At 39.6% G+C, this 22,257-nt stretch carries 23 protein-coding genes; 18 read left to right on the top strand and 5 right to left on the bottom strand.

Annotated features, from left to right (window positions below; all coding sequences use genetic code 11):
- The first annotated feature begins 40 nt into the window (after window positions 1-40).
- The 5 genes from D0T08_RS10290 to D0T08_RS10270 all read left to right on the top strand — a co-directional run bounded on the left by D0T08_RS10290 (window position 41) and on the right by D0T08_RS10270 (window position 6,261).
- Window positions 41-1,081, top strand: coding sequence for a serine hydrolase (locus D0T08_RS10290; RefSeq protein ID WP_158561242.1), 1,041 nt, complete (start codon window positions 41-43; stop codon window positions 1,079-1,081).
- A gap of 153 nt (window positions 1,082-1,234) precedes the next feature.
- Window positions 1,235-4,105 (top strand): COR domain-containing protein, encoded by a 2,871-nt coding sequence (locus D0T08_RS10285; protein ID WP_116982533.1) that lies wholly within the window; start codon window positions 1,235-1,237, stop codon window positions 4,103-4,105.
- A gap of 58 nt (window positions 4,106-4,163) precedes the next feature.
- Window positions 4,164-4,778 carry a hypothetical protein gene (locus D0T08_RS10280; protein WP_116982532.1) on the top strand — a complete coding sequence of 205 codons (615 nt, stop codon included), beginning with the start codon at window positions 4,164-4,166 and terminating at the stop codon, window positions 4,776-4,778.
- 80 nt (window positions 4,779-4,858) lie between these two features.
- Entirely contained in the window at window positions 4,859-5,689 is an 831-nt protein-coding gene (locus D0T08_RS10275) for an AraC family transcriptional regulator (RefSeq protein WP_116982531.1), read from the top strand.
- Between the two features lie 74 nt (window positions 5,690-5,763).
- Window positions 5,764-6,261 (top strand): SgcJ/EcaC family oxidoreductase, encoded by a 498-nt coding sequence (locus D0T08_RS10270; RefSeq protein ID WP_116982530.1) that lies wholly within the window; start codon window positions 5,764-5,766, stop codon window positions 6,259-6,261.
- 133 nt (window positions 6,262-6,394) lie between these two features.
- Here the strand turns inward: D0T08_RS10270 and D0T08_RS10265 are convergent, their stop codons facing one another.
- Complete coding sequence (locus tag D0T08_RS10265) at window positions 6,395-7,186, bottom strand: DUF4198 domain-containing protein (RefSeq protein WP_158561241.1); 792 nt, start codon at window positions 7,184-7,186, stop codon at window positions 6,395-6,397.
- Between the two features lie 377 nt (window positions 7,187-7,563).
- Here D0T08_RS10265 and D0T08_RS10260 point away from each other — a divergent pair, with 377 nt between their 5' ends.
- Window positions 7,564-8,034: a hypothetical protein gene (locus tag D0T08_RS10260; RefSeq protein ID WP_147322750.1), complete on the top strand. Its 471-nt coding sequence runs from the start codon at window positions 7,564-7,566 to the stop codon at window positions 8,032-8,034.
- A 119-nt stretch (window positions 8,035-8,153) separates the two neighbouring features.
- On the opposite strand, the gene D0T08_RS10255 is transcribed toward D0T08_RS10260, so the two are convergent.
- Entirely contained in the window at window positions 8,154-9,623 is a 1,470-nt protein-coding gene (locus D0T08_RS10255; RefSeq protein WP_158561240.1) for an alpha/beta fold hydrolase, read from the bottom strand.
- Between the two features lie 365 nt (window positions 9,624-9,988).
- Between D0T08_RS10255 and D0T08_RS10250 the strand changes: the two genes are divergently transcribed.
- The 11 genes from D0T08_RS10250 to D0T08_RS27585 all read left to right on the top strand — a co-directional run bounded on the left by D0T08_RS10250 (window position 9,989) and on the right by D0T08_RS27585 (window position 17,379).
- On the top strand, window positions 9,989-10,624 hold the full coding sequence (locus tag D0T08_RS10250) for a lysoplasmalogenase family protein (protein WP_158561239.1): 636 nt from the start codon (window positions 9,989-9,991) through the stop codon (window positions 10,622-10,624).
- Window positions 10,625-10,683: 59 nt separating this feature from the next.
- The gene (locus D0T08_RS10245; RefSeq protein ID WP_116982525.1) at window positions 10,684-11,166 is read left to right on the top strand and encodes a hypothetical protein; all 483 of its coding nucleotides are present in this window, start codon (window positions 10,684-10,686) and stop codon (window positions 11,164-11,166) included.
- A gap of 360 nt (window positions 11,167-11,526) precedes the next feature.
- The gene (locus D0T08_RS10240) at window positions 11,527-12,108 is read left to right on the top strand and encodes a hypothetical protein (RefSeq protein ID WP_116982524.1); all 582 of its coding nucleotides are present in this window, start codon (window positions 11,527-11,529) and stop codon (window positions 12,106-12,108) included.
- A 141-nt stretch (window positions 12,109-12,249) separates the two neighbouring features.
- Window positions 12,250-12,708: a hypothetical protein gene (locus tag D0T08_RS10235; RefSeq protein WP_147322749.1), complete on the top strand. Its 459-nt coding sequence runs from the start codon at window positions 12,250-12,252 to the stop codon at window positions 12,706-12,708.
- Between the two features lie 21 nt (window positions 12,709-12,729).
- Window positions 12,730-13,278, top strand: a complete 549-nt coding sequence (locus tag D0T08_RS10230) for a hypothetical protein (RefSeq protein WP_116982522.1) — start codon at window positions 12,730-12,732, stop codon at window positions 13,276-13,278.
- Entirely contained in the window at window positions 13,196-14,782 is a 1,587-nt protein-coding gene (locus D0T08_RS10225; RefSeq protein WP_116982521.1) for a terminase large subunit domain-containing protein, read from the top strand. Before D0T08_RS10230 ends, D0T08_RS10225 begins: the two co-directional genes overlap by 83 nt.
- Before the next feature lie 231 nt (window positions 14,783-15,013).
- The gene (locus D0T08_RS10220) at window positions 15,014-15,574 is read left to right on the top strand and encodes an AraC family transcriptional regulator (RefSeq protein WP_116982520.1); all 561 of its coding nucleotides are present in this window, start codon (window positions 15,014-15,016) and stop codon (window positions 15,572-15,574) included.
- A 98-nt stretch (window positions 15,575-15,672) separates the two neighbouring features.
- Entirely contained in the window at window positions 15,673-16,113 is a 441-nt protein-coding gene (locus D0T08_RS10215) for a hypothetical protein (RefSeq protein ID WP_116982519.1), read from the top strand.
- A gap of 40 nt (window positions 16,114-16,153) precedes the next feature.
- Window positions 16,154-16,285, top strand: a complete 132-nt coding sequence (locus D0T08_RS28060; RefSeq protein WP_255413514.1) for a hypothetical protein — start codon at window positions 16,154-16,156, stop codon at window positions 16,283-16,285.
- A gap of 633 nt (window positions 16,286-16,918) precedes the next feature.
- Window positions 16,919-17,161, top strand: coding sequence for a hypothetical protein (locus tag D0T08_RS10210; RefSeq protein ID WP_229238933.1), 243 nt, complete (start codon window positions 16,919-16,921; stop codon window positions 17,159-17,161).
- Between the two features lie 80 nt (window positions 17,162-17,241).
- A complete protein-coding gene (locus D0T08_RS27585; RefSeq protein WP_158561238.1) occupies window positions 17,242-17,379 on the top strand; it encodes a hypothetical protein in 138 nt (45 codons plus the stop codon).
- A 135-nt stretch (window positions 17,380-17,514) separates the two neighbouring features.
- Here the strand turns inward: D0T08_RS27585 and D0T08_RS10205 are convergent, their stop codons facing one another.
- On the bottom strand, window positions 17,515-18,702 hold the full coding sequence (locus D0T08_RS10205) for a multidrug effflux MFS transporter (protein ID WP_116982518.1): 1,188 nt from the start codon (window positions 18,700-18,702) through the stop codon (window positions 17,515-17,517).
- Window positions 18,703-18,933: 231 nt separating this feature from the next.
- Between D0T08_RS10205 and D0T08_RS10200 the strand changes: the two genes are divergently transcribed.
- On the top strand, window positions 18,934-19,809 hold the full coding sequence (locus D0T08_RS10200) for a nucleotidyltransferase domain-containing protein (protein ID WP_116982517.1): 876 nt from the start codon (window positions 18,934-18,936) through the stop codon (window positions 19,807-19,809).
- On the opposite strand, the gene D0T08_RS10195 is transcribed toward D0T08_RS10200, so the two are convergent.
- Both D0T08_RS10195 and D0T08_RS10190 read right to left on the bottom strand, forming a co-directional pair.
- Window positions 19,791-20,300, bottom strand: coding sequence for a hypothetical protein (locus D0T08_RS10195; RefSeq protein ID WP_116982516.1), 510 nt, complete (start codon window positions 20,298-20,300; stop codon window positions 19,791-19,793). The genes D0T08_RS10200 and D0T08_RS10195 overlap by 19 nt on opposite strands.
- A 203-nt stretch (window positions 20,301-20,503) precedes the next feature.
- Window positions 20,504-22,102 carry an SBBP repeat-containing protein gene (locus D0T08_RS10190; protein WP_116982515.1) on the bottom strand — a complete coding sequence of 533 codons (1,599 nt, stop codon included), beginning with the start codon at window positions 22,100-22,102 and terminating at the stop codon, window positions 20,504-20,506.
- Between the last annotated feature and the right edge of the window lie 155 nt (window positions 22,103-22,257).

Here is a 22,257-nt window from a genome sequence, read left to right as displayed (position 1 = left end):
CAAAAAATTAATCTTATATCAATAAATAATGAGTCTCAAAATGAACAAATGGCTACTTTTTTTCTTTCTGCCCTCTCTCGCATGTGCACAGATTGACAGCACTGATATAATCGTCAGACAGATGATGGAGAAGCAAAAAATTGTTGGACTTTCGTTGGCTGTCATAAAAAACGGACAACCTGTTACCAACAAAGGCTATGGACTAGCCAATGTAGAATTAAACGTACCCGTATCGTCCGAAACCGTAATCAGGCTTGGTTCAGTGAGTAAGCAGTTTTTTACAACCGCTATTATGCATTTAATGCAGGAAGGAAAATTAAGTATTGAAGATTCGGTACATAAGTTTTTTCCGGATGCACCCGAAACATGGCGGCCTATTACCATAAAAAACCTGATGTCTCACACGTCAGGTTTGCAAAGAGAAAGCCCTGCCTATAATAATTTTAAAATCCAACCCGATATAGACATTATTAAGGCTGCCTACAGTTTACCCCTGGTTTTTAAAACCGGAGAAAAATACCAGTATTGCAATCTGGCCTATTTCATGCTGGCAGAAATTATAAAACAGGTAAGCGGCATGCCCTGGCAGGATTATATCCATCATAAATTATTTATACCGGCAGGCATGACCCATAGCTACCTCACTGATTTTTATCGCATCATTCCTAACCGGGCCGTAGGGTATATGTATAACCGTGACACCCTGATTAATGCCACAGCCATGCTTGGTATACGCCCCAGCGGTGGATTTCTTTCTACTTCTTCAGATATGATTAAATGGGAGAAAGCAATAAGCGAAGAGAAGATTATTCTAACAAAAGAAAATTGGGAAAAGCTATGGCAACCATTTATTAAAACTTCCAACAGAGCAGATTTAAAGGAATATTATGGATTCGGATGGCTGATTGATGAATACAAAGGTCATAAATTAATTGTACACGGTGGTTCTAATATTGGGTTCAGGTCTGTATATGCACGTTTTGTGAATGACGGGCTATCCATTATCATTCTCACCAATACAGACGAAGCCAATCCGCGTGCTATTGCCAATGCCCTTGCTGATTATTATTTCAGAAAATAAGTATGAGTGATGCTATAGCTTACTGACCAGGCAGAATCTCCTTCCAACAGCCTTAAAAAAGGCTGTTTTTTTATTTTAAGGCACCTGAAATATTCAATTAAATACCTATTTTTGAGAACCGGATTTTACCTATATCCTCTTAACCTTTTTGCTATGTCTGAATTAGCTTTGCGATTGATTAAAGAAAACAAAAGAACAAAAGATACTTTTCTGGATTTGGGAAATTGTGGGCTTAAATATGAATTGCCTGAAGAATTGGCAGAATGTGTTTGGCTAGAAAGTCTAAGTTTAGGGCTTGGCTATTTTGGACAAAAGCAAAATCAATGGCTTGAATCAAAAAATACCCAGTCACCCAATAGATTTAAAGGACAGGAGTTAGTAACTCTACAAAACCTTACCAGACTACGGTCTTTATGTATGGGCAGTAATAAGATTCAGGATATTAGCTTTTTACAAAACTTGACACGATTAGAGCTTTTATTTCTTTTCAATAATCAAATTGAGGATATTAGTTTTTTACAATCACTCACGCAATTACACTCTTTATACCTTGACTCTAATCAAATTCGAGATATTAGCTTTTTACAATCACTCACGCAATTACAAACTTTATACCTTAGCTTTAATCAAATTGAGGATATTAGTTTTTTACAATCACTCACGCAATTACACTCTTTATACCTTGACTCTAATCAAATTCAGGATATTCCTTTTTTACAATCACTCACACAATTACGAACTTTAGACCTTCGCAATAATCAAATCAAGAGTATTCGTTTTTCAAAATCACTCAACCAATTACAATCTTTACGCCTTAGTAATAATCAAATTCAGGATATTAAACCTCTACTATTTTTGATTAAAAATGGCTTTAAGGTGTATTCAGCGAGATTTAAGAATAATGGAATTTTATTAGCCGATAACCCTATTATTAACCCACCAATAGAAATAGTAAAGCAGGGTTCAAAAGCAATTATTAGATATTTTGATAGAATTGAGCAAGGAGGCCATGATTTTATATTTGAAGCTAAATTAACTTTAGTTGGTGATGGAGGTTCTGGCAAAACCTCGTTGCAGAGAAGAATTATTGATGAAAATTCCGGACTACCTGGTGGAGACGATAGAACAAGAGGTATCAAGGTCTATGATTGGGAATTTAATGATGCTAATGGGACAATCTATACAGCCCATATATGGGATTTTGGCGGGCAGGATGTGTATTATCCTGTTCATCGGTTTTTTCTGACTGAAAATTCTGTTTATATTCTAGTGGCATCTACCCGTTATTCTGTTCATAATTTTGAATATTGGATACCTACTATTTATCAGTTTGGCGGCAATAGTCCTATTGTATTGGTACAGACCTGTGATAATGGAAATCAGAAAGACTGGGCTGATATTAGGTCTTTTTATGGAGTTCCTGAGTATAATTTAAAACCCATGTATAAAATCAATCTCAAGGATGATAATTGGGGATTAAAGAATCTGAAAGGTTTTATCCAACATCAGATAACAGAATTACCACATATCGGGAAAGCCGTACCTAAGTCGTGGGTAAAGGTACGGGAGCAATTAATTGAAAAAGCAAAAACAGATGATTATATCTCTTTAGAGAAGTTTTCAGAATTATGTAAAAAAATAGATAAAAAGGCTTTTAGCAAAACGGTAGATATAGAAGATTTAGCCCAATTTCTACACGATTTAGGTATTATTCTATGGTATGCTAAAAAAGGCTTATTGAGGAATTTTGTTATGCTAAAGCCTGAATGGGCGATGAATGCGGTGTATAAAATTATTGATGATACCCTGATTCAGGAACAGAATGGTATTATCTATGAAGCTGATTTTACCAGAATCTGGGGAGAAGAAACTTATCAATCAAAAATCAATGAATTGAAACTGATGTTGCAGGTTTTTAAGATAGCTTTTCCGAAACAGCAACAAAGAGATGATTACATTATTCCAGCCCGATTAAATCCGATTCCTGATACGCAACACTGGCCAACCTATGAAAATGCTTTAAGGTTAGAATATCATTTTGATTTTATGCCCAGGGCTATTGTCAACCAATTAAGTGCAGACTTGAGCAATAAGATTCTCTCAGATGAAAGCGTATGGAGTGATGCAGTCATTTTAAAATATTATAATAGTGAAGCCCAGATAGTTGAAGAAACCCACAAGAAAAAAATTCTGATTAAAGCTAAAGGGCACGGTGCCCAGGGATTAATGCTATTAATCATGAATTCAATAGATAATATTATTCATGAGTACAGAGGAGTTGTGCCCTTAATAAGAGTGCCCTGTAATTGTGAAGAATGCCAAGCTAGTGAAAAACCATACATTTTTGAGTATGAAAAACTGATAGAATGGTTAAGCAAAGGCAGAGACAAAGCCATTTGCAATGAAAGCCTCACTCCATTATCTATTTCCCAATTATTGTATTCTGTAGGATTTGACCTCAAAAAAAAGGAAATTCAGGATAGAATAAAAATCAAGGACAAAGAACCATTAAATAAGCCTAAAAAAATCTTTATCTCTTATTCTCAACAAGACGAAGATTACAAGATTGACTTACGAAAACACATGATATCGCTTAAAGAAGAAAAATTGATAGAAGTTTTTGACGATAGGCAATTAGAATTAGGTGATGAATGGGATAAGGATTTAATAAGAAAAATTGATGAGTGTGATTATTTCATTTGTTTAATAAGCAAAAATTTTCTGAATGTTCCCTATATCAATCAGCAAGAACTTCCAAGAGCGTATAAGGCCGGAAAAAAGATTATTAGTATCATCATCAAACCTTGTGTCTGGATGAATATGCCCATCAATAATTGTTTTGATGATGATGGTAATCAGGTTAGGCTAGGCCAGCTTAACGCACATAATAAAGGTGATGTGATTGGCTTAAATGAAAATTATATTAACCAAAAAGAACCAAAAGCGCTTACAGAAGAGGAAAGGGATTATAATTGGCGAAATGTTGTTGACCAAATCAGGGCATTGATTAAGAAAGATAGTTGATGGGGTTAGTGGACGAGCACGGCCAAAAAAATTCTTACAGCTTTATCAGGTAAAATTTATGAAAATCTTTAAATGCTATATAGCAGGCTCAATAATAGAGTTAATTTTACTGACATTAGGCTATTCGGTAGTCATTTATCTGGTTTCACACTATTTGCTGGATATCAGACTTTCAGAAATCAGCCCTCTGAGCTGGCGTATTATGCTGCTATTATATTTTTTGGCTTGTTATATTTATATAGGCATCAGCAATAATGATATTGTTTTGTATGACGACAGGCTTGAAATTATCAGCAAGATACCATTCTTTAAAAAACACTGGAGTTTTCCGCTGGCAGAAATCAAGTCTGTACAATTCAGACATGACTGGACAGAAACTATCTGGCAGCCTATAAAACCTGTATTTCTGGCCGTAATTGTTAAATTATTATATGATTGTATCCTGTCATTTTTATTGCCACACAATTATAAATGGATTAAGGTTATTGCTGACCGGGAGTATAAATTTTATTGTTTTGGTTTAGAAATGGAACATTATGATAGCCAGATGCCTACTACGTTTGATGAGTTATTTTATGACCTTGCCAATAAAAAGGTAAAAGTAAGCTGGACAGATGATAGCGAACCCTATTATGATTCTATGAACAGAGAGGCAGAGGAGAGGCTAAAATAATAAAGCCATAAGTCCTACCTCTTGCCTGTCAGAAACATTTTTGTTGGCTACGTGTTTCAGTATTAAAAGCCTCACAAGCTATGATTCACGTTTTTCATCGTCCACACCCGGCTCTCCGTGATTTTGTGAACAATATCATGATTTTCAGGCTGACGCTTGATAAAAGTCAGTCGGCACCTGCGCTGTCGTTTCCTCCCCTACCTGAGCAATGTCTGTATTTTTATCCGCTGGGTGCGCCTGTGGCTGAGTATCTGCCGCAAAACAAGCGGGTAAACCTGCAACGGAGCGTAGTAGTAGGCCCGCAGATATGCCGCATCAGGCTACACATGAATCACGCTAATTATACGGTTAAAGTAGGTTTTCAGCCGGGCGGATTGTATCGTTTACTGGGGATTCCGATGAGTGATTTTCCGATGAATGAATCGCTCGATAGCAGCTATATCTTAGACAAAGAAGTGACTAACATAGCCGACCAACTGGCCGAAACCGAGCGCACCGAGGCTATTATCGCCATTGTAGAGCGTTTCCTGCTTGGCAAAGTACGTCAATTACGCACACAACTACCCATCGACCGCGTATTACCCATGCTTATCAGGCAAGGCGGACTCATGAATATAGATGACGTGGCTTCGTTGGCCTGTGTGAGTACCCGCCAGCTTGAGCGGCAGTTTCAGCAGCGGGTAGGGATTCAGCCCAAGTTTTTTGCACGCATTACACGCTTTGCCAAGGCGTGGGTGATGAAAGAAAACATACCCGATATTAAATGGACGAGCATTGCCCACGACTGTGGGTATTTCGACCAGATGCATCTCATCCGTGATTTTAAGGCTTTCTGTGGGGTGTCACCCAGGGTCATTGAAGAGGAGTTTCAGTCTACGCCTTTTTTGCTGCATAATCGGGTGCATTATTGAAAGATGTCGGGTTTGTACTATTTGTTTGCAGGCCACGCAACTAGTTTTGTGGCATAAACCAAACAAATAAGGTCATGAAAATTATGCTCGTTTTTTTAGGTATGGTGCTCTCGTTTGATGTATTTTCTCAAAGTAAAACGGCTGATGAAATGGCAGTTGAAAAGCAGGTGGATGCCATGATTGCCAGCTGGAACAACCACGATTACAGCGATATTGCCAATTACACCACCGAAGATGCCAGTTGGGTAAATATTGTAGGTATGTGGTGGAAGAACAGGAAAGAGGTAAAATTTGCACATCAGGCGTATCATGAGCGAATGTTTAAAACTGTGAGGCTGACCAAAAACTGGATTGAAACGCGTAAGATTGCGCCTGATGTAATGATTGCGCATGTAAATACGCACGTAGGGGCTTTTCAAACACCTGCAGGCGACCTGAAACCGGAGGCCGACAATCTGCTGCTGGCCGTATTTGTGAAAAAAGGTGGTAAATGGCTACTCACAGCCGCCGAAAATGTAGAGATTGTAGCCGATGCCAAAGCCAATGACCCTGTAAAATTTATGCCGAAATAAGGCAGAGAATAGCAATTCGCAATTTGAGTTCGTTTAGTATCTCCTGCTAAATGAAACGGTCTGTCGTTATCTTGTCCTGAAATAGGTTTACATCAACCTATTTCAGGACAAAACAAATCAGCCTCCAATTACTTTACTTAAAACCAAAGGTATAACTTCCCCAATAGCTTTGCCAGTCAGCTTCTTCGGGATTGGTGTGGGGGATCATGTATACGGTGCTGATCATGAAAATGCCTTTCTGTTCAAAGCTGAATGTAACTTTGCCCGATTTATCGGTTCTTAGTTTTCTTACACCTGGTTTTTCAATACCTTTTTGCCAGATCAGCACCAGAGCGTTTTCTACGGGCTTATTATCAAATAAAACCTGAAATGTAAGTGATTCGGTAGCCGTATATGGATTTTGTTGAGGAATCAACTCTAAACGCATGCCTGTATTACGGCGATAGATTTCGTTGTGTTTGTTGCCTACCTGCAAGAGTGTTTTCACACAACGCTGATACATTTCTCTGCCTTTTTTATCCAGGGCGTTGTGATCTTTTCGCCAGGCCAATACATTATCCAGCCCTTCTTCTTTCAGGTAGTCATTAAATTTATCAGCTTCCAGTTCTATATGCTTGTTTGTATTATTCAGGGCTATCAGATGATTTCCTTCGGTATCGAATTTCAGAAAATCGTTTAATTGCTGTTCGTTTAAACTACCATTGGTATTTTTTTCGCCGTCGGGGGTGTAATGGGTATATTTAGCGACTTTAAACCTGGAAAAGTCTATTTCTTCACCCATAAATCCTTCGCCTACAAAGATTTTCAGATGCAGCTTCTCGCCTACTGTCAGGAGGAATTTTTGCGGCTCCAGCCAGAATTCATGGGCCATCGCCAATAAAGAAGAAAGCAGAATAAGACTTAGTAAGATGGATATTTTCTTCATATCAGGGTATCGGGTAAAACAGAGTTGTTGATTATAGAGCAAAATTAATGGATTGTTTTGCCTTTTCCGCCTATCTGGTTTTGAAATGCTTTGTAATAGCGTATTTTGTTGCTGCGTGGGAGAGAATCGGCTTATTGAACAACATCTGTTCTTCATTTTAAATTAATCAGGCAGTGTTTTACAGGCAATGAATATATAATCTATACTATTATTCGATTCTAACCAGATAAATATTCCTGGAAATATTATTCTGGAATTTGCTAAACAATACACAATCGTTGATGGTTGAAATTACTCAGGGGTTGATTAAAAAACAACACAATTTTAAATGAAAGGAATATTCCTGAACAAATCAATATATCATGCACACACATCCTATGAAAAAAGTTCTTCTACTTCAATTACTGTCTATTATTGCTCTTGCAACCGCCGCACAAACCCCGCCTGCTGAAAAATTTGAAGTGATAGGAAACATTAAAGGAGATATTGCCAAGCTAAAAGGTTTACAGATTCCGACGAATGCAGGAGCCGGAAAAATACTAACCAGTGACGCGAATGGTAATGGTACCTGGCAGACGTTTCCAACTTTGCAAACCTTAACAGCTTTTGTTCATAGGGCTACTACCGCTAATACGACTAATCATATTACCACTCTATCTTACCCGAATCCCAAGCAAACGGACGTAGTATTGGTTACGCACAACTACAATCCGGCTGGCGGAGGCTCTATCGCTTATAACAATCATCCGGTAGGGATATATTGGGTCGGTAATGCGTGGACAATCTATAACGAGGATATTGCAGATATTGTTGGTACTGCTTTTAATGTTCTTGTGATAAGGCAATAAGAGGGGCTTCGTTATGCCTTGAATCTGTAAAATTCTGGCTGCTTGGATGAATCTCAAAGGGTATTTATAAGTCCTGTCTATATTCAGATAGATAAACAGGCGCTGGAAACTTTCTGGCGTTAAAAGAACGAAACGAAACGGGGTCTGGGAAGGGAGATAGATGTTCTGATAGGCTCTGTTTTTCTGAAAAACCGGATAATCTCCTTTTGAACCTCGGCGTTGGGTAGCATGTCTTCATGGCCTGCATTTTCTACATTTAGTTGTCTGGCCTGCGAAAACCACGGAAGCAATGCTTCAACATTGGAAACCGGCGTATTGCTGTCAAGTGTACCGCTTACAAATAATGTCGGTAGGTCGCATTTGAAATTTGAACGGAACGTTTCTCCAAGATCAATGTTTTGCCATCCACCATAAATGTCCGGGGTGTTCATGCTGTTTCCCAGTATCGCAGTTTTTCCCTGACTCCTGATTTGGGCATACCTCTCGGGTGTCGCTCCGGATGCCTGACGCATAGCAGATATGCCTGAACCGTACCCCCCGTTAAACTGATTGTAACGTCTTTCGACATACCGCTGGAGTATCCGGTAGTCGCCCTGCTGCATCCCATACAACATGGCCGGAAAGTAAATAAAGTCATTACTGTCGCCGACATCTAGCCTCAGAATCAGCTGAAGGCCAAATTTACTGATAGGCACCTGTACGACCTTCTTAAATCTCTGGTCTTTTACAGCTATCACAACAGGCTTTGCCGCAAGTTTTTTTAGCTGACTTTTCAAAAGTGCCAGCATATCAGGTACCTGTCTATTGATTACAGAATCCTGCGCCGCCAAAGCGGAAATGCGAATTAACTGTTTGTCATAATTAAATGGCAGGTGGTGTATGTCGTTTGGTCCTGATGTTCCTATAAAAATCATCTGGTCGATGGAGGAAGCATGTTCCCGTGCCAGCGCGAGGGCAAGATGAGTGCCGTAACTGTAAGCAAGTAAGTTTAATTTCTCGGCCTTTAGTGCAATCCGCAGGTCATTCAGGTCTTCGGCATTTTGAATGGTATTGTAACCCGTGATGTCGATTCCTCTTTTTTTGAAGTCAGTGAGTCCAACGGCAGCAGCTTCATTGTGAAGTTTTATAGCCCTTTTTTCATCCAGAAAAATATTTCTGTTATCGGCGTCCGGTAACGGAAATTCCAAGCCGGGCTTGGATCTGCCTGAACCGCGCTGATCCAGCAGAATAATGTCATGATCTTCCTGAAGGTTAAAAATAAGCGTCTGGAAATATTCTTCCTGAATATAACTGATTCCAGATTGGCCGGGTCCGCCTGACAAAAACAGGATTGGAGAACGCGTAGTTGGTTTTTTGGCTTTCAACCTCAATACAGCGAGCTCGATTTCATGAGTTCCGGTGACCTTCCGGTTCTCAGGAACCTTCAGAAAACCGTACTCGTAATCTATGCTGTCTCCAACAGAAGGTTTAAACTTCAATGTCCTAAAAGCAATAGCTTTAGCTATCTTTCCGGCAGGTTGCGAATGAGCCAGCCCGAAGCAGCCAATCAAAGTAATGATAAGCACATAAATCCTGCATTTAGCTTTCATCAATTTCGAGCGTTTACTCACACAAAGAACGTACATATCTGATTTTGCTATTAAACATCCCGTTAAGATATATTCCTGTTATTCATAAATCCGGTAGTATCAGGAGCCTATCCTTTAATAATTGTTCTCCACAAATATAGCAGGTGTCATTAAATTTCAAAATACTGTTATCCGACTAAAAAAAGCTTCTCATTCTGAGATATTCTGGCCTTGTTTCGTATATACCTTCACTTACGGAAGCCTCCACCAAAACATCAATATATTTTTACAATTGGCAAAATGGCCCTATTTTTGTCTGATAATTACCTTATTGACTGACTTTTGTAATGCCCTTTAGATTAGTACTGATTTATATACTCTGTTGTTTGATTGAAATTATAGGTTACAGGATTTACAGAGATAAACTAAGTTTCCTGACTGCCTTACCGGTATTATGCCTGCTGGTTTTTTATTATCTGCGCCGGAGGGGTGAATACAGACTCAAAGACTATACCTATAGCATCGGGCTTTTTCTGGCGGCAGCGGCAGATATATGTCTCGAAATCAGAAATACCACTGTTAAGGTATTGGCCATAGTGCTATATATGCTTAGTTATTCGTTTTATATTGCTACTGTTCGTAAAGAAGCTGTTTTAGGAATATCCGGCAGAGAATTGCTGAGCGTAATAGCTCAAATGCTGTTACTTGTTTCGCCTGTTCTCATCGTTTTTTATAAAATCCCTTCTGATTACTTTTTTGCCTCCATGATTTATATGGTATTTCTGGCATTATTATATATCACGGCTCTTTTGCGAAAAACCAATAAAAGTAGCTACCAATGGTTTCTTGCGGGTGCCATGTCGTTGGCTATTGTGACTATTAGTGAAATATATTTTTCTTTTATTATCAGATTTCCCAATGGGTCAATACTGATAAAAACTGTTTATAATTTTGCCCAATTCGCTATCTTTATGGGGATTATCCGAACCTATAAGAATTTTTATCCTGGCGATGAGAAATGAGTATTGTCTGTTCGCGTAAATTCTGTTAAAAAACATATCTATACCTTAAAATCATCCCTATGAAAAAGGATTATTTATCAACCGCATTAAAGACCCTTACCTGTATCTTATTCCTATCGGCGCTGGTAAGCTGTAGCTCCAACCCGGGCAATACAAAAGAAACCGAAACTGATTCAACAGTGGTTGCTACTGCTTCTCAAACTACCGAATCAATACCTGACTCTACTGTGCAGTTTTTAATTACTTCGGCGGCAGGCGATTTCAAGAATTTTAAGCAAGTGACTCCTGTTGATTTCCGCAAAGTAAAAGTGGGCTATGTAGAATTAACACCCGGTGTGAATTCTTTTGTGCTGTGTGGGGAATTTGCTTCGAAAGAAAAAAAAGATGAATGGCTACCATTTGCTACACTTAAAACATCGGGATACGAACAGTATATGGGAAATCAGGCACTCTCATTCTGTGAAAAAGCAACGATGGTGCTGACTGATGAAACCCAATTATCGGCTGATTTAAAAAATAAACTGGAAGCATTGAGGAAATAAATATAGGTGTTGGGGTGTGATTACTGTCCCGTCAGAGTCTCTCTGTGCGCGTAAGCAAAAGAGCCACGAAAGGCGACTGTGACGTGCCCTGCCTTATCAATGCTAATCAACCTCTGAAATTCTCTGATAGCATAAGGGGTATATAGTCAGAATCTCCTGGACATGCTATATTTTACGTATATCTACATAGGTTCAAATCCAAACTACTAATTCAAGCTATTATACCGCCATTTAAACTACCAATATTCAATCCATTCTCGCCACATTTCAACACAAACCCTCCGAATAAATATCTCAAAAAATACGCTTTGGTTTTTCTGTTAATTTTAGCTTATCATATAAAAAAACCTCTTTTTACACATGAAAGCTTTACTATTTTTTTGCCTGACTATCTCAAATTTTGTGCTTGCGCAAAGTGTTTCACTTTCACCTAATCAGGGAGTAAAATTTCCTCAGTATTCAATGGCGAATATGATGGCGATTGCTTCCCCTGAAAAAGGCGCAACGATTTTTAATACCGAAACCAATACACTCTGGACATACACCGGAAATGCCTGGAAGAATCTTGGAGGCGGGATGAATGGAACAAAGATTCAGACTTTTCATTTCAATAATGTGACATGGACCAGAGCTGATGACTCTTTCTCACGGGTGTACACCGTAATTTTCACCCTCGTTGAATTGAATGAGGAGGTAATGAGTAGTGGAACGGTTGATGTAGCTTATGTGCCTGTGGTAAGTAATACAATTCATTATAGAAAATTCCCCGAAGCCAATGTGACGACAAATTTTGGAGGTACGTATTATACTATTCAGAATTATTTTTCTTATGAATTAAATACGCTTACTGTGAAAATAGTTATTCCTAATGGACTGTTTGTTCAGCATGATTATTTTCTTCTTCCTAACAAACTAAAAGCAACGTTAATCTCACCTAATTAAGGTACTAAAATTGAGCCTGTCTGGTTTTGTTATAGTCTTAAATATATCGTCTGGTTCTGCAATAGGTTTGCGTCAATCTCTTGCAGAACCAGACAAAGGTTTATGAAATAATGTGTATATTTAAGAACTAGCAATCGTTTTATGAAGAGACTACTTACAGGGATAATTATGACTCTGGGGGCTTTAGGTTGTGCTGATAAAAAGACTTCCAAAGAAGCATTGAACGTGCCTGAAACTGAACAAAAAACAGGGAGAATATTTAAACCAGTGGCTGATTTTCCGGTAATCAAAGACACTGCTAAGTTTATTGCTGAACTCAAACAAACTTTTGGTGTTAAAGTTTACCAAATGCCCTATCAGGAAAAAGTTAATAAAATTACTACGTTCAGAAAGGTAAAAATCTATGGTTCTGAAAAAGACTTTATTCTGATTGAGTACAACTGGGGAACGGGAGCAATGGTTGATTATCCGTGGGTTTATCACCATTCTCTACCAGAATTGTCGAAAAAAATCATCCTCTCCCCCAACAGTATGATTATCAGCAAAACCTCCCTCAACCCTTTGAAACCCCAACCCAAAGCCCGAAATTTACCAGATTAGAATCCACATAATTTTACTGCTATGGAAGAAGAGAAAAGAAAGGCGCATATTGGGGGTAGAGGTTTAACACCTTACAAACCTGAATTTGATCATGTGGCCTACAAGTACTGCCTGATGGGGGCTACTGATGAGGAGTTGGCTAAACTTTTTGAGGTAGCGCAATCTACTTTCAGAAAATGGAAAAAGAAGTATCCGGGGCTTCGGGACTCTATCAATGCCGGAAAATTGTATGCCGATATGAACGTGGCCACAAGCCTGTATAAAAGAGCTATCGGATATAGTTATCTGCAAGTGATTTCGGAGGCTGCCAATGTACCAGCCGACAAGGTGCCATTAGAAAAGGCGGCGGAAGTGGACAGCGCCTTTTTTACAGATGACAACATTGACTTCAAAGAGATCAGGGTAACCACTAAAGAAGTAATACCAGATGTGAAAGCGCAGATATTCTGGTTGAAGAACCGTCAGCCGAAACTGTGGCGCGAAAAACATGAGATTGACCATACGACAGACGGCAAAAAAATGTCGTACGTCAAGATATTTGAATTACCGAATGATGGGCGAAACGATTAATTGTATACGTCCGCAAAAGGGCTATCAGATGAAGGCGCTGGCGTCGAAGGCGGATATTCTGATTGGGGGCGCGGCAGCGGGTGTGGGTAAAACCTATTGTCTGTTGCTTGACCCATTGAAACATATCTCAAAGGTGCCGGGCTTTGGGGGTGTGGTGTTTCGGCGGACGACCACGCAAGTGAAAAACGAAGGTGGTTTATGGGATACATCGATGATTCTTTATTCGGGGTTGCCTAATGTCCGTCCAAGGGAGTCGAGCCTGGAATGGTTGTTTGAACTGGAGGATAACCGGGTAAATAAAATCAGGTTTGCGCACCTGGAACACGAAAAAAATGTACTCGACTGGCAAGGCTCGCAGATGGCTTTCATCGGTTTCGATGAGTTGACACACTTTACCGAGCATATGTTTTTCTACCTGCTGTCACGCAATCGGTCGGTTTGTGGGGTGCGTCCGTATGTGCGGGCCACCTGTAACCCTGACCCTGAAAGTTGGGTGTATAAGCTGATTGAGTGGTGGATAGGAGAAGATGGCTTCCCGATTGCTGAGCGCAATGGGGCTGTCCGGTATTTTACCAAAAAGGGGTCTCATTATATCTGGGGCGATAGTGTGGATGAGGTCTATGAGCAATCGGCTTTCTTTCTAGCTGATATTATCAGGGAATCAGATTTGAAGAAAGAGCATTTTATTAAGTCGATTAGTTTTGTGTCGGGGTCTATTTATGATAATAAGAGGCTATTAGAACATGACCCCTCCTACCTCGGCAATCTGCTGGCGCAGGATGAACAAACGCAATTGCAACTCTTTAAGGGCAACTGGAAATTCGTGCCGTCTGACCTCGATATTTACAAATACCCTGATTTCATGGGTGTGTTCAACAATGTCTATCAGACCCGAACGGCTGACAGATATATCACGGCTGACATTGCGCTGGAGGGCTCCAATAAATTTGTGGTGGGCTATTGGGAGGGCAAATCGCTGGAAGACATTGACATCATAGATAAATCTAAGGGTAACGAGGTGATTAATACGATTGTCACGATGGCGCAGCAATACAAAGTACCCAACAAAAACATCGTATACGACTCCGACGGTGTAGGTGGTTTTATTGATGGGTTTATTATCGGTGCGGTGCCTTTTCATGGCGGCGGAGCGGTGCTACCTATCAAAGACCCCATTAGTGGCAAAACTATCAAGGAAGATTATTTCAACCTGAAAACACAGCTCTATTATCGCTCCGGCTATGCGGTCTCGAAAGGAGAATACCGGATTTCAGAACAGGTATCGATGCAGATGTATGACGATAAAATGACGGTGCGCCAACGTTTCCTGCACGAAAGAAAAGCCATTAAAAAAGACAAAGTCGACAGCGACGGCAAGAAACGAATCATTCCGAAAGAGCAGATGAAAATCATGCTCAACAACCAATCGCCCGACCTGCTGGATATGTTTATGATGCGGGAGCTGTTTGAGCTGAAGCCGAGGTTTGATTTGGGGGCTTATTGAACTTGTGGCGCGAACCGTAGCGACGGCCGCGTCCTGTTCGCGGTTGGCGTGTGGCACGGTTAGGTGCTTAAGGAAGCATTTTAAGAATCTAGTTCTTTAATTTATTGTATAGGTATAATAAAAGTTAATGCCTGATTCTGGGTATTGAGTTTATGGTGTGACCTTCCATTCTCTGGAATATCTATTACATTTATATTAGTTTTCTTATCCAATTCTCCGTACCTTCATTAGATGAGACTCTATATTAAATACATGGTGAGCATCCGGTGCAAAATGCTGTTAAAGGCTGAACTCGAAAAACTTGGGCTCATCTACGGGGTTATAGAGTTAGGCGAGGTTGAAGTAAAAGATAGTATTACAGCGGCTCAGCTTAAACAATTAAAGGCTAATTTGTTAAAATCGGGGCTAGAACTGATGGACGACAAAAAAGCTATATTGATAGAAAGAATAAAGAATGTGATTATAGAAATGGTTCATTATGAAGATGAACTACCGAAAGTAAAAAACTCTGATTATCTCAGTGAAAAACTGCAATACGATTATACCTATCTGGCCAATCTGTTTTCGGAAACTACAGGCACTACTATTGAGCATTTTATTATTATTCATAAAATCGAACGGGTAAAAGAGCTCATGATTTATGACGAATTAAACCTGACTGAAATATCATATAAGCTTAATTATAGTAGTGTAGCGCACCTTTCTAATCAGTTTAAGAAGATAACCGGACTAACCCCCTCCTTTTTTAAATCGCTTAAACACAAGAAGCGAACACCACTCGAGAATGTGTGAATTATGTAATACTTTTATAGAGTTGTGTAATACTTTGCAGCCAAAAGAGCCTCACCTTTGTATCTTATCAATTCAGTTATAAACTGAACTAACATTTCATGGGATCTACAGAACTAAAAAACAAAGCCGGGAGTATCTCCCTAGTTGTTTTTCTTGCCTTAGTCTTTTCTTCGGTTACTTATGCTCAAAGGGCTGATTTCTTACTATCAACGGTGGTTCCGTTGGCAACAGGTTATGTAGATATAAAACCAGACCACAACAAGAATTATATAATAGCGGTAAAGGTGGCAGACCTGGCAGAAGCCAAAAAGCTGATACCTGCCAAGCAAGTCTACGTAGTGTGGATAATTACCGAACAAACCATTATCAAAAACATAGGGGAGATTAATGGTTCAACTGGCTTTTTTTCAAAAAAAGTAAAACCGTCTTTAGAAACTGTCTCGCCATTTAAACCCATCAAAGTATTTATTACTACCGAGTACAACGCCAGTGTACAATATCCAAGTTCTCAGATTGTATTGACTACACAGCGAATTTAGCATTATTTAAAAATCAGAAATATAGAAAACCATGGAATTAATGATGAACTCAATAAAAATCATATTAAGTATAATAGCAGGGGTTGCCGTCGGGAAGATAGCAAGCGGCTTTATTATGCAGATAAATGCAGGAGGCGCAAGCAAGTATGACTCAAACAAAAAGAAGATATAAACAAACCTGCCCTGATAAATAGACAGGTTCTGTTAAAATTACGTATCGCTTTATTGAATTAAACGATGCTATGCATAACAAACCTGTTCTATTTTATTAACGGCCTTTTGTATAAAATACCTTTCCTGACAATCAGGTACCTGTTTTAACAAAAGATAAAATATTAAGCTATTTCAGCCAAAGTCTGAAGTGCTTTTTTCAAGAATGTTGGTTAAATTTGTCCAAATACCATCTAAAATTTAGATGGTACTTTTTTTATCTGTTTCTTCATCTTTATACACTAGGTACAACCAGACAATGTGTGAATCATGCAACTATTGTTCAGAATTATATAATACTACAGGGTTCAAAAAAAGGAACTTTGTAATTGATTAAAGTAACCCAATAAGTAAATTAAAAGTATTAAATACAGCAAGTAGAATGCTATTTGTATGTACCCGTGTCCATATCTTTCAAGCAAATATTATCATTGTATAGGTTATCCATATTTGTTGATTCCAAAAGCCATCTTACTTTTAGGTGGCTTTTTTGTAGATAAAGTCAATGCGGGTTTCGATGTCTTTTTTATGTGTGAATTATGTAATTATTAAAGACAATTGTATAACATATACCAATATAAAACAAGTCAACTTTATGGGGCAAAAATTTATTTGCCATAATCATAAAAAAATGAATAGAGAACAATTAAAAGAAGAATGGAAGGTTCAGAAATCGAAACTTTTAAAGAAGTTTTCGGTACTCACAGAAGATGATTTATTTTTCAGAGAAGGCCATAAAGATGAAATGCTTGAAAGACTTCAATTGATTCTTGGAAAAAATAAAGAAGAATTAATCATGGTTTTTGATGCGATTAACCAAAAACAAGCAAAAGCCTGAACACACCCATCCTATCAAGGAAGTGATTGTGCTCCCGGTATATAATAAGTATTAACAACAACTTTTAATCAAATAAGAACATGAGTAAAGATAAACAGGGTAAAAACCAGAAAAAAACGGCATCAGTAGATAAGATAAAAGTATTATCTGCCTACAAGCTGGATACTCAAAGAAAGGCTTTAGAAATGCCAACTCCCATTCCAAGACTTAAGAGATAGTCTTTCTGGTATAATCTATAGACATACGGAAAAACTTTTATTAACATAAGAAAAAGGATAGCTTTCTGGTAAAGCTATCCTTTTTCTTATGTTCGGCACTGGCCATAGTACCTATTACCCGACATACATAATCCTTTACTCTTCCCTCCCAACCAACCTCCCCATCCCAAAAATAAGCAAACCAACCAACGGGCAACAGGCCATGATGGTGGTTAGTGGCAGAGTGGTACCATCGCCAAACCAGCCTACTAAGGCGGTGGCTAAAGCGCCAAAACTCATCTGGATGGCGCCCATGAGCGCCGAGGCACTTCCGGCATCTTTGCTGAATGGGGTTAATGAGAGTGCCGAGGTATTGGGATGAATGAAACCCTGACAACTAACAAAAACCAATACGATTGATAGCATAGTATAGAATGTATGCAAATTGAGCAGGCTCAAGCCGACTAAAATGATACCGAAGATGGCCTGAATGGGTAAGACCCGCTGAATGATGCTGATACTACTTTGTTTGCGGAGTGCCAGGGTATTCAGCTGACTGCTTCCGATGAGTCCGGCTGCTGTCATGCCAAAGATATAGCCATATTCTTGCTCGTTTACACCGTAGATTTTCATGAAAACAGCCGACGAACCTGCCAGATAGGCATAGACGCCCGATGATACCACCGCCCCACAAAGGGCATAGGTAATAAATTGAGCATTGGTGAATATTCTGAAAAAATTGGCACTCACTACCTTGGGGTGCAAAGACATAGAAGCATCGCCGGGGCGACTTTCGGGCAGGAAAAAATAAACAGTAATGAGCAGGGATAGTCCGATAATAACTTGTAGCCAGAACACTGAATGCCAGCCAAAGGCAATAATGAGATAACTACCAATGGTGGGCGCAATAATAGGCGAAACGCCTAAAACCAGTACCAGCAGAGAGAATATTTTGGCGATTTCGGTCAACGGGAAAATGTCCCTCACAATGGCTCTGGGGGCTACAATGCCTACGCATCCACCCAATGCCTGAAAGAACCGCACCACAATGAGCATTTCGATAGAGTTTGAGATAGCGCAGCCTACCGAGGCAATGGTATAAAGAAACAAGCCTATGAGCAGCGGGATGCGTCGGCCGAAGCGGTCGAGCAGTGGGCCGCAAATCATTTGTCCGATACAAATGCCCAGAAAGAAACTGGAGATAGAATAAGAAACGGTATCAATGGGTACATGGAAATCGGCGGCAATAGCAGGGAAGCCTGCAATATAGGTATCGATAGAAAAAGCCCCGATGGCCGAAAGTAAGCCCAGAATAATAATCAGATAAAAACGCCTCTCGTGCATAGGTTAGTAATAAAACGGCGCAATATAGGCAGAAAACGGGAGGTTTGGCAATCTGGTTGTTGCTTTGCGTTTAGGTTTATTTTATATATGTAATCTGTTCAAAACTTTAATACACAAAGCTTGTTAGTACACACCTATCTTTTGCCGTTTAAAAGAATTAAAGCAACAAAGCCCCTGTGATAAAACCACCAATCTGACAAAACCGTTACCTTTGCGCCCGGATTTACATACATGAAAGAAATGACACTCCCTCACGAAAAACAGCTGACCTTAGACGCCATCGTAAACGACTTACAGGCATTGCCAAACGTAAAAGCCATTGTATTGGGTGGCTCGTATGCCACAGGCAGAGCCACCGAACAATCAGATTTAGACGTAGGCATCTATTATACCGATGCCACTCCGTTTTCGATTGATTCGGTGAAGGAAATAGCGCATAAATATGCAATAGATGGCAGTCCGGTAGTAACGGGCTTTTATGAGTGGGGGCCGTGGGTGAATGGTGGGGCGTGGATTAATACAGCCAGTGGCAAGGTGGACTTCCTCTATAAAAACATCGACCAGATACATGGCACTATCGAAAAGGCACAGAAGGGTATCTGGGAGAATCACTATGAGCAACAACCACCCTATGGCTTTGCCTCTGTTTATTATCTGGCTGAAACTGAAATTTGTATTGCTTTATATGACCCTGAGGGAATTATCAATCATCTGAAAGAGCATATACGGGTATATCCGCCTAAATTAAAACAGGCTATCATTCAGCAATCACTGTGGTCGACTGAGTTTACGATTATGCATATAGTGGGTTATGTTGAAAAGAACGATGTGTATAATCTGGCAGGAAGTCTGGCAAGAGCCATGAAGAACCTGACGATGACACTCTTTGCTATTAATGAGATTTATCCGATGAGCGATAAACGTGTCATTGATATTCTGGAAGAAACTTCGAAAATCCCGGCCAATCTGAGAGAGAAGACCGAGCAGGTATTGTGTATAGATAGAGCCAATCTGCCTAATCATCTGGCCTTGCTGCAATCGCTTTTTGCTGAGGTGGTGGGGTTGGCAGATGGAGTTTACAAGCCTGTTTATGTTTTAGGGAAATAGGAGTTTGACAGCTGTGTTGTCTTTAATTTTTTGAACTGCGGCACAATAATCCAGATGCCAAGGGGTAGTAAAAGGTATAATAGCATATAAAGAAATACTGCCTGAGAACTGAGGTTATATAACTTCTCAGCCTTATTCTGCTTTTTGGCTAACACATACAAAACATGCCCCATAAACGTGATAAATATGGGTAATAGGAGCACAGTTTCAAGGAAATCGAGGGAATAGCCGTTTAAGGCCATAGCTACAAATATGCAGGCAAAAATGCTATTTATGAGAAAGAAGAAAATGCGCTGAATGGGTTTTCGCTCTTTGTCGAATTGTCGCAGAAACTCATACGAGAGTATAAAAAAGCCAAAGTAGAGAACCCCATTCAGGCCTGCCAGTAAATTAGTATAATTGATATTATTGAGGAAGAAAAGTGACAGGAGCCGTGGACTCATCAATAATACAAATAAGTGCCAGGTTTTCAATCTCAGAAGTATATTCATAAGCTTAAAGTTTACTGGCAGTCAAGTACGCGAAAAATCGGTAGAGTCCAATAAGTGGGATAGCGGGTGAGGCGGAAATCTGATGAAAATTTTATTGAAGGATGAGGGATAATTCCTCACACATTTCAATCAGCTACTCCATCGCCTATTTTATTGGCATAAACGGGTTTTCCGGGTTTATCCAAATATCATCAAATTACTGCTCATTCCATCCAATGGCTGATATACATATCTCCCTGATTATCGGTTGATGTCAGCGTACTTGCACCAACCTGAATGGTATCTGAGTAATTGCCTATAAAGAAAAAGTGTTTGTTTGTGCCAAAAGCCATATTTTGCAAAGCTCCGCCGTTAATCAGTCTATAAGCAAAGGTGCCATCGTAGAGATATTTGGTAAGGATGTTCTGATAGCCTTTAGAGTTGCCGGGGTCTGCCATACCTACAGCTATATTCTGCCAGGTATAGATTTCGTCCTGCGGATTGACTTTAAAATCTGAAGCGTTCTCAACCACCCGGGCCCAGGTGATGTTTCCGTTAAAGGCATCATACCTGATCAGGAAATTACCCGGACTCACCGGAGGACTCAACACAAAACCTGGATAAAACGTAAGACTATTGCTACTGGCAGAACCCAATACTATAGGTTGTCCGGCAGATGAAAGTTCTATTTTTATGCCACTATCCGTACCTGCTCCTCCCCCATTTCTGAGCCAGAGAAACAGACCATCAGAGCGATACTTTACCAAGTAGAAATCTTCTGCATCAACAGCATTTACGGGCGTGGTATCAAAATAGGCATTGCCCGAGAAACTCCCTGCTATATATACGTCTCCGGCATTGTCGACAGCAATGGTATTGGCTTTGTCGGTTCCTATGCCGCCTGCTCTTTTAACCCATGCCAAAGAGCCATCTTTATTCAGCTTGCCAATAACAATATCTTCATTGCCTGTTGAATTAAGCGTATTGCCTGCAATGGTAATACTGCCGGTAAAATGTCCGGCAAAATAACTCTCTCCATTAGAAGCTACCTTGGAAACAAGACCACTATTAGTAGACTTAAGCCATTGAACAGTCCCATCATTTGATAATTTTACGACAAAGCCCTCATAACCTATATTGCTATTGATTGTAAAAGAGTCTATCGTTAAATTCGTGGTAAACCTGCCTGTTACATATATCTGCTGATTAGTATCAAAGAAGATATTCTCGGCATAACGGTAGGAGCCTATATCACCAAACCCATTTTTTCTCCAGAGCAGAGCCCCTTTGGCATCCAGTTTTAAAATACCTAAATTATTAGATCTGAAACTTGCATTGAGCAAGACATAAACCTGAAAGTTATCATCAACGGCAATGGCACTTACCCGATTTGCATGGTAATAATAATCGGTATACTCCCAGATTAAAGTACCATTGGGTGAGAATTTGGCTATATATCCATACATAGCCTCATTTCCGGCACTACCTGATATATAAACATTATTGTTTTTATCAACCGCTATGGCATTGGCCCTTTCGTAACCATTATTATAAACAGCTTTCTTCCAGGCAAAGCCGACGGCGGTATTATCACTACCATTCTGCGAAGTACACAGCCATTTGTTGCCATTATAATACTTTAAACATTTAAAAGTACTATCGAAGGCCATCATCCCGGCCTGGGGGTTGGGGATAGCCATTATCTGGTCGTAAGAAAGTTTCGGTACACTCACCGAACCGGCGCTACCGGGTGTAATGGTAGTAGATTGTGCGTTTGCAAAAAAATAGCCAAGCAGGCAAAACAAAAGAATGTATCTAGTCATAGCTCTATGAGGATTAGTTTTTCGCTCCCAACAGAAGAAGCAATCAAAAGTAGAAGTAAATAACAGAAAAAACCAGTGGGATATTATTCTACGGTAAAATACTGATTTTAAGGCAAAGAGTGTAATAGGATACGTCCATCTTACATGGCACGGAA

The organism is Emticicia sp. C21, assembly GCF_003418935.1.
In the GTDB taxonomy this organism is placed as follows: Bacteria; Bacteroidota; Bacteroidia; order Cytophagales; family Spirosomataceae; genus Emticicia.
This window is presented reverse-complemented; position numbering and strand designations above follow the sequence as displayed.